Here is an 8,459-nt window from a genome sequence, read left to right on the forward strand (position 1 = left end):
CAAATGCAAAAAAACAAGGGGTCATGCCCCCTTGTGGATATAATGAAGGGAAAATTAATCTTGACTTTTTATGTCAGGCTGCGTTTTAAAAAAGAAGGATTGGTCCGTTTTATATCCCATCTGGATTTTACAAGAAGCATATTAAGGGGGCTGGCGAGGACAGGTGTCCCATTTGTTTATACCCAGGGATATAGTCCGCGCCCAAGAATTTCTTTTGGTCCGCCGCTTTCACTCGGGTGGGAAAGTGAAACAGAGTTAATGGAAATTGAGGTCGCAGAAAAAGCCGACTGGATGGATTTATCCAGAAAGGTAAATGAAAACCTTCCTAAAGGTTTAAACCTGGCTGAGGTAGTGTTTGTTAATAAAAAAGGGATGCTTAATAAAGAAATAAAATATATAGATTATTGTATCGATTTACCGAAAGATTTTAATAAAGAGTTGTTACAGAAAAGGTTAAACATAAAATTTACAGGTAAAAGAATAGAACTTTCACAGGATGAGAAACGGTCAAAAAATAATCCGGAAAAGGATTATTTTATTTTAAAAACCGAAGAATCTGTAAAAATGAAGGATGTTTTAAATGAAATTAACGAATCTTCAGGATGGTTTTGTGTCTTTGTTAAAAGACTTGCATTTTATGATAAAAACGAAAATAGGATTTGATGACATGAGCAAGATTAAGATAAAAAAAGAAATTTTTATTAATGTCGGCCCAAAAGAGACCAGGGTCGCGTTAAGGGAAAATGGCATACTAAGTGAAATCTTCTGGGAAAAAAGAGATACCGGGCGTTTGGCCGGGAGTATTTATAAAGGAAAAGTTTCAAGAGTTGTCCCGGGTATCCAGGCGGCTTTTGTTGATATCGGGCTTAAAAAAAATGCTTATTTGAGTTTGCAGGACGTGGAGTTTTTGGAAGAGGATATAATTGGCGATGGCGAGATAAAAAAAATAAGAGCTTTTAATCCTGAGAAAAATATCCTGAAAAAAAACCAGGAAATTCTTGTCCAGATAGCCAAAGAACCGTTGGGTGATAAAGGTGCCAGGCTGACCACTCATATTGCGCTCCCGGGAAGATACCTGGTTTTTATGCCGATGGAAGACCATGTCGGTATTTCAAGAAAAATTGAAAGTGAAGAAGAAAGGGCAAGGCTTCGAAAAATTCTCAAGGAAATAAAACCCCAGGGTAAAGGAATTATTATCCGGACCGTCGCGGGAAAAAGGTCAAAAAAGGATTTTTTGAAAGACATTCAATTTTTAAGCAAACTCTGGAACAAAATTCAGATGGTATCCAATTCCGTCCGTGCTCCATATTTAATACATCAGGATTTGGGCATAATATTCAGGGTGATAAGGGATATTTTATCTTTTGATGTTGTTAAACTTGTTATCGATTCCCATAGCGAATTTGAAGAAATAATTGAATTCCTGTCATATGTCCAGCCGGGACTGAAATCGAGGGTTGAATTTTATCAGGGCGAGGAGCCGTTATTTTCTTTTTACGGAATTGAACATGAGATTTTTGAGGCGTTAAACCGCAAAGTAAAGTTAAAGTGCGGGGGGCATATAGTTATTGATGAAACTGAAGCGCTTGTTTCTATTGATGTTAACAGCGGGAAGTTTATCGGCAGGAAGGATTTAGAAGAAACCGCGTTAAAGACTAACCTTGAAGCTGCGGTTGAAATCGCGAAACAAATTCGTTTGAGGGACTTGGGCGGTATCATTATACTGGATTTTATAGACATGGAAAAAGAGGAAAATAAAAATAAAGTGCTTGCCACTTTTCGCGAAGCGTTAAAAAACGACCGTTCACGTACTAATGTTGTGGCATACGGCAAATTAGGGCTTATAGAAATGACCCGCAAACGATCGCGGCCGAGCCTTGAAAAATTATTAGGAGAAGTTTGCCCTTGCTGCCGCGGAGAGGGTATTGTTAAGCCTCCTTCGGTTATCGCGGGTGAAATATTTAATGAAATAAAACACAAAAAATTTGACCAGCTTACAAAAAAAGTTTTGGTAAAAGTCAATAATCAGGTAGCGGTCTATGTTCTTCGTGAAGCTATTTCAGAATTAAGATATTTAGAAAAATTACTAAACCGTGACATATTTATCAAGGCCGATAAAGATATGAATATTGAAAATTATGAAATTATCCAGCAGAAGGAGGTGAAATTTTATGAAAAAAGCAGTCATTGAAACAAAGGGGAGTCAATTACAGGTAAAAGAAGGCGATATTATCACAATTGACCGTTTAAAACAAAAACCTGGCGAAAAAGTGGAATTTAATAATGTGGTTTTAGTCCAGGATGATGAAAAACTTATAACAGACGATAAGGCCTTAAAAAAAATAAAGGTGCAGGGAGAAGTTGTCGGAGAATTAAGGGGCGAAAAAATCCGGGTATCAAAGTATAAGGCAAAGAAAAACTACAGGCGGACTATCGGGCATCGTTCAGATTTTACAAAAGTTAAAATAAATGAAATTGCAATCGGCAAATAAAAAAGACAAGGGGGCATGCCCCTTTGTCTCAAGGAGAGAAATTAATGGCTACAAAAAAATCTTCAGGAAGCGCCAGAAACGGCAGGGACAGTGCGGGTAAGCGTTTGGGGCCGAAAAAATTCGGGGGAGAATTTGTTAATGCCGGAAATATTCTGGTGCGCCAGCGCGGGACCAAATATCACCCGGGGATAAATGTCGGGAGAGGAAAAGATGATACTCTTTTTGCTTTGGTTGACGGCTTGGTGAAATATGGGGTAAGGGGCAAAAGAAAGGTCATCAATATTACGGCGGTAACTGCATAGAACCCCTTATGACAAACGTTATTTTTAATTTTGAAGGTGATTATGTTCATAGATCAGATGGAAATTTATGTCAAGGCGGGGGATGGCGGCAACGGTTGTGTTTCTTTCCGGCGCGAGAAATATGTCCCGCGCGGCGGGCCTGACGGGGGCGAGGGCGGCAGGGGCGGGAATATTATCATTAAGGCCGATAAAAATATCAAAACATTAGTAGATTTTTATTATCATCCTCATTATAAAGCTGAAAGAGGCAGGCATGGACAGGGAAGCAATAAAAGCGGAAAGAGCGGAAAAGATTTAATTTTGCGTGCTCCCCTGGGGACAATGATTTATCCCGCGGGAACGGGTGATTTGCTTTATGATTTAGTTGAAACGGGACAGGAATTTTTGCTTGCCAGGGGCGGGCGGGGCGGCAAGGGAAATGCGCATTTTGCCACGTCAACCCATCAAGCACCGCGGTTCGCCCAGAAAGGCGAAAAAGGGGAAGAACATAATTTTCGCCTGGAATTAAGATTTATTGCTGATGTCGGAATAATCGGCCTGCCTAACGCGGGGAAGTCTACTTTATTAAGCAAAATAAGTTCAGCCAGACCTAAAATTGCAAATTATCCGTTTACCACTCTTTACCCTAATTTGGGGGTAGTGGATTTGGGTGACGGTTTTTCTTTTATTGCTGCGGATATGCCCGGGTTAATCGAGGGCGCGGCCAATGGCGAAGGGCTTGGTGACAGGTTTTTAAAACATGTCCAGCGGACAAAAATACTGGTCCATTTGATTGACTTTTCTAACGAAGAAGTGGGAAGAGATTTTAAGTCCGATTATGAGATAATTATCAATGAATTGAAATTGCATGACCCCGGCCTTTTAAAAAAGAAGCAGATTGTGGTGGGAAGTAAGATTGATATGCCCAAGGCGAAAGAAATTTTGCCCGAGGCTGAAAAATATTTTAAACGGAAAAAACTGCCTTTTTTAGTCATATCAGGGATAAGCGGAGAGGGGTTAAAACATTTAATAAAAGTAATTGCCGGTATATTAAAAAATAATGATAAATAAGATATTTCTGTTAAAAATATTTTTATTGCTTCTCGTGTATTCAGTTTCAGCCATGCCCAAAAAGCCGTCTCTTTTGAAGGAAGAACACAGACAGGTTTTATCCCGCCGGTTTAGCCAGCTCCAAAAAACCAGGAATTTGAATAGGCCTTCAAAGTTTAATAAACTGCCGGTTTCAGGGACTAAAAAATATTTAGTAATTCTGATTAAATCAAAAGACATATCCAATACTTATGATTCAACAAAATTCGAAGACCTTTTATTTTCAAATGGGACATACCCTACCGGGAGTTTAAGAGACTATTTCGCTGAGGTTTCAAATAATAAATTTAATATCCAGGGAAATATTTTTGGTTTTTATACCGCATCCCAGGATTATTCATATTATGCGGATGGTAAGTCGGGCCTGGGTGATTATCCGAAAAACGCGGTTAAACTTGTTGAGGAAGCGGTTGACGCGGCTGAAAGCGCGGGTGTAAATTTTTCCCAATTTGATAATGACAGTGACGGAGAAGCGGAAGGTATCATTATCGTTCACCAGGGGCCCGGGGCTGAGGCGGTTCCTGAATCAGTTGAAGGGAATTATATCTGGTCGCATAAATGGGATATAGTCTCAGGCGGCGGCAGCGCAAGAACATACGACGGGGTAACGATTAATAGTTATATTATGCAGCCTGAAACAAACGCGGACGGCGGCCTGATCGAGATTGGCGTATTCTGCCACGAACTCGGGCATTTATTGGGGCTGCCCGATTTATACGATACCGATTACAGTTCATCTGGCAACGGGGTGTATGATGTTATGTCAACCGGCGCATGGGGCGGGGATAAAAAACATCCCGATACGCCGACACATCTTTCAGCCTGGAGCAAATATTATTTCGGGTGGGCAAACATTTATGATTATACAAGAATTGAAGGAGGTAGATCCCTGGAACAGGTTGAAGGGAGTAATGAGATTATTAAAATTGACGTGGAAGATAATCCCCGTGAATATTTTTTGTTTTGTAACCGTAAGCAGGCGGGGTTTGATAAGTATCTCCCGGGTGAAGGCCTTCTTATATGGCACATTGACGAAGACAGGATAAATTCTAATATGTTAAAAGGGAAACTCAATGACAATGAGTCTCAGCAAAGTATTATTTTGATGGAAGCGGACGGACTGTTTAATTTACAAAAATCCGGCGGCCAGGGCGGGAATGAGGGCGACGCGGGAGATTATTTTCCCGGCAGTACCCAGAATACCGCTTTTACTTCAACAACCAATCCATCCAGTGACAAAAACAACGGGCAAAAAAGCGGGGTGTCTATAGCCAATATCAGTTCTTCCGGCGCAGTGGGTTTTACCCTCGGCTCGGCAGGCCCTGTAATTGCGAGCCTTGAGGAAACATTCAGCTACCCCAATCCTTTTAAACCAGGCGCTTCCGTTAAACAAACTACCATTAAATACCCGAATGACTTAACTGTGTCCGTGAAAATTTATAATATAGCGGGGGAAATTATAAGAACGCTTAATGACGAAGGAAGTGAACTTCTCATGTCCAGGGGTGAAGCTTACTGGGACGGGAAAAATGACGATGGTGTCATGGTCAGTACCGGTTTATATATTTATTTGATTGACAGCCAGCAGGGGAAACAGAGCGGAAAAATACTTTTTGTGAAGTAGATTACAGTAATTGAAAATTGAGCATTGGCCATTGACAATTGGAAATTTCTTTGAAATATTAATGCCTAATTGTAAATTGCCAATTGTCAGTTTATAAAAGATGTGAATAGGTCATGAAAAAAATAATAAGTTGTTTGATACTGTTTATAGTCCTTACAAGCGTAGCATATGCCGGAAGTATTGGCACAAGCGGTGCGGCTTTTCTTAAAATTTTGCCCGGCGCGCGGGCGCAAGCCATGGGCGGCGCGTATACCGCTTTGGCGTCGGGCATCAGCGGCAGTCATTGGAACCCCGCGGGATTAGCATACACGGGTGATAAAGAATTTTCCGCGATGTATATGAAATGGATTTCCGATATTAATTACGGTTTTTTAGGTTACGCGCACCCTATTGGTTCAAATATTACTGTTGGGATTTCCGGTATTTATTTGACAACAAAAATTGACGGCCGTGATGTGATTGGGCAGAAAACAGAAGATATTGGTTTTAATAATTTAGCCGGGGTTTTTAATTTCAGTTATCTTTTCGGAGAAGAATATTCATGGGGTGTCAATGTTAAATATATAAAGGAAGATATTGACAGTGAAAAGGTCAAGGGATACGCGTATGATTTCGGGAACCTTTACCGTTTTATGGACGGGAAATTCCGGTTTGGGTTTTCAGCCCAGAATCTTGGCGGGAAAATAGGTTTAAACGAAAAAGACAATTTGCCCTTAAACTTTAAAGCTGGTATTGCTGTTTTGCCATGGGAGGACAAATTTATTTTTGCCTTTGACGGGAATTTTCCCAATGATGCGAAACAAAAATATAATATTGGATTGGAATACCAGCCCGCGGAACTGATTTCCCTGCGCTTTGGCTACCGTTTAAATTATGACCAGAAAGGAATGGACGCCGTTTCTTTTGGGCTTGGCGTTATCCATAAAAGTGAATATATAATCGGGGATCTCGACATTGCTTACCTGCCTTACGGGGATCTGGGGGACGTCTATAAGGTCTCATATACCGTCCAGTTTTAAAAAATATAAATTCTAATTGATATATTTTTAGCTTGACAAAATTTATGTAATAGAATATCATACAAAAATATAATAGAAAGTGCTGAGTTGGAAGGAGTAAATCCGGCACGTTTGATTAAATTGTTTTATGAAAATAACTAAAACCTTCGTTGACTGAATTTATGTTCGGTTGGCGGAGGTTTTTTGTTTTTGGGCAAAATATATATTTGCGTGATGATTTTATGTTTCAATTAAGCAAAATCCCATGGGAACTCAAGAAATAATTGAAGAAATAAAAAAATTAATAAATACAAAGGGATATATATATGCACTTTGTATGATTATTTTTGAAGATTTTCATGTTAATCCGGAAAAATTGCATGAAATAAACCATAGGGAAAAACTTAGCGTAAATGAAGCCGCTTTATTACTTGGATTTTTAATCCAAAACAAGTTAGATTTTACCATGCCAGAATCCCTGCAAGATTTAACACAAATGAAGAAAATGACTTACGAACTTTTGGAAAAATTGCATCAATCTTTTATGAAGAATTTTGTTGAGAAGTTGGAGAAAGAAATTAAAAAAACACACAAAAAAGAAAATTACAGAGCAGATCAGAAAGAATTCTTCGGGAAAGGGGATATGCTTGTAGAACCAATATTTTATTCTGGAACAGGTGTCTACGACTTTCAACATTTGGAATTTTTAGAAAGAAAATATAAATATGATAAAAAATGGCTTACCGAAGAGAAAAATTTTGATCTTATCGAAACGCAAAAAATTGTCTCTCAAATTAAAAAAATCCTGCAGAAAAAATCAGAAATAGTAGAGATGGGATTAAAAGAAGAAATGATTGCATTTATGAAAGAAAAAAATCCTGATGAAGATTGGGAGAAAAAAATAGAAGAGGTTTTCACAAAGGAGCGAATCGAATGGCTCCAGTATGGGCCTTTATTTTATGATTTTGAAAAAAATGGGGAATTTGATCAGAATCTATTTTTTAGAAATTTAATAGATTTGTTTACTATTAAAAAATCGGATTTTAACACAGATGTAAATATTGATTCTTTCCTCCATAATTTTTCTATTACACCAGAAAGAGATTTAAACACCCAATTTAAAACTATTGGTGATTATAATATTATGAATTCACATCCTATTATTAAAATTGATAGTGAAAGATATTTTGTACCAACTACTTTTATGTTATGTCAGGCAGTATATGAAAGCCCTTTCTATTGGATGATTAAAGATGAGAGTTATAAGGATCAAGTTGCCAAAAACAGAGGAATCGTTGGTGAAGAAATTGCATATGATTTTTTATCACGGGTATTTGGAATAAATAGAACCTTTAAATCCATAAAAATTGAAACAAAAAAAGGGCATGATGATACTGATATTGATGTTTTTTGTGTTTTGGGAAGCAAAGCCTTATGTGTGCAAGTAAAATCAAAATCTCTAACATTACTATCTAGACAGGGTGATGATGTAAAGTTACAAAAAGATTTTCAGAGTGCAGTCCAAGATGCTTATAATCAAGGATTGATATCTCGCCAAAAAATCTTTGAAAGAGAAGCGAGGCTTATTGATAAAAAAACTGGTAACGATATAATTTTATCAGAGGAAATTGATGAAATTTATTTAATGTGCATCACGACAGAAAATTATCCAACATTAGCTCATCAAGCACGTGTGATGTTAGATAAAAAAGATGATGAGCCATTTTCAATAGTTCTAACTGTATTTGACCTGGAACTGCTTGCTCATTATTTAAACGATCCATATGAATTTCTTTACTATATTAGACAAAGAACTTCATTGATGGATTTGGACTGCACCCCTAAAACTGTAATTATATGTTAGACTATTGATAGGACCTAAAGCCCAAAACGGGCAGAAAGGAACCTATCATGAAACCGAAACGAACCTTTACCAACGAATTTAAACGCCAAA

General features: G+C 38.1%; 8 protein-coding genes. All 8 read left to right on the forward strand.

Annotated elements, in window-relative coordinates; translation table 11 throughout:
* Positions 1-3 precede the first annotated feature (3 nt).
* Positions 4-663, forward strand: a complete 660-nt coding sequence (locus AB1498_07030; GenBank protein MEW6088046.1) for a TIGR03936 family radical SAM-associated protein — start codon at positions 4-6, stop codon at positions 661-663.
* Positions 581-2,191 carry an Rne/Rng family ribonuclease gene (locus AB1498_07035; GenBank protein MEW6088047.1) on the forward strand — a complete coding sequence of 537 codons (1,611 nt, stop codon included), beginning with the start codon at positions 581-583 and terminating at the stop codon, positions 2,189-2,191. Before AB1498_07030 ends, AB1498_07035 begins: the two co-directional genes overlap by 83 nt.
* Positions 2,172-2,492 (forward strand): 50S ribosomal protein L21, encoded by a 321-nt coding sequence (gene rplU / locus AB1498_07040; protein ID MEW6088048.1) that lies wholly within the window; start codon positions 2,172-2,174, stop codon positions 2,490-2,492. The genes AB1498_07035 and rplU overlap by 20 nt, the downstream gene beginning before the upstream one ends.
* A 44-nt stretch (positions 2,493-2,536) precedes the next feature.
* Positions 2,537-2,794 (forward strand): 50S ribosomal protein L27, encoded by a 258-nt coding sequence (gene rpmA / locus AB1498_07045; protein ID MEW6088049.1) that lies wholly within the window; start codon positions 2,537-2,539, stop codon positions 2,792-2,794.
* A 42-nt stretch (positions 2,795-2,836) separates the two neighbouring features.
* Entirely contained in the window at positions 2,837-3,844 is a 1,008-nt protein-coding gene (gene obgE / locus AB1498_07050) for a GTPase ObgE (GenBank protein MEW6088050.1), read from the forward strand.
* Positions 3,834-5,507 (forward strand): M6 family metalloprotease domain-containing protein, encoded by a 1,674-nt coding sequence (locus AB1498_07055; protein MEW6088051.1) that lies wholly within the window; start codon positions 3,834-3,836, stop codon positions 5,505-5,507. Before obgE ends, AB1498_07055 begins: the two co-directional genes overlap by 11 nt.
* Positions 5,508-5,620: 113 nt before the next feature.
* On the forward strand, positions 5,621-6,526 hold the full coding sequence (locus tag AB1498_07060; GenBank protein ID MEW6088052.1) for a PorV/PorQ family protein: 906 nt from the start codon (positions 5,621-5,623) through the stop codon (positions 6,524-6,526).
* Between the two features lie 244 nt (positions 6,527-6,770).
* Entirely contained in the window at positions 6,771-8,369 is a 1,599-nt protein-coding gene (locus AB1498_07065) for a hypothetical protein (GenBank protein MEW6088053.1), read from the forward strand.
* Positions 8,370-8,459: the final 90 nt, after the last annotated feature.

The organism is bacterium, assembly GCA_040754625.1.
In the GTDB taxonomy this organism is placed as follows: Bacteria; JACRDZ01; JAQUKH01; order JAQUKH01; family JAQUKH01; genus JAQUKH01.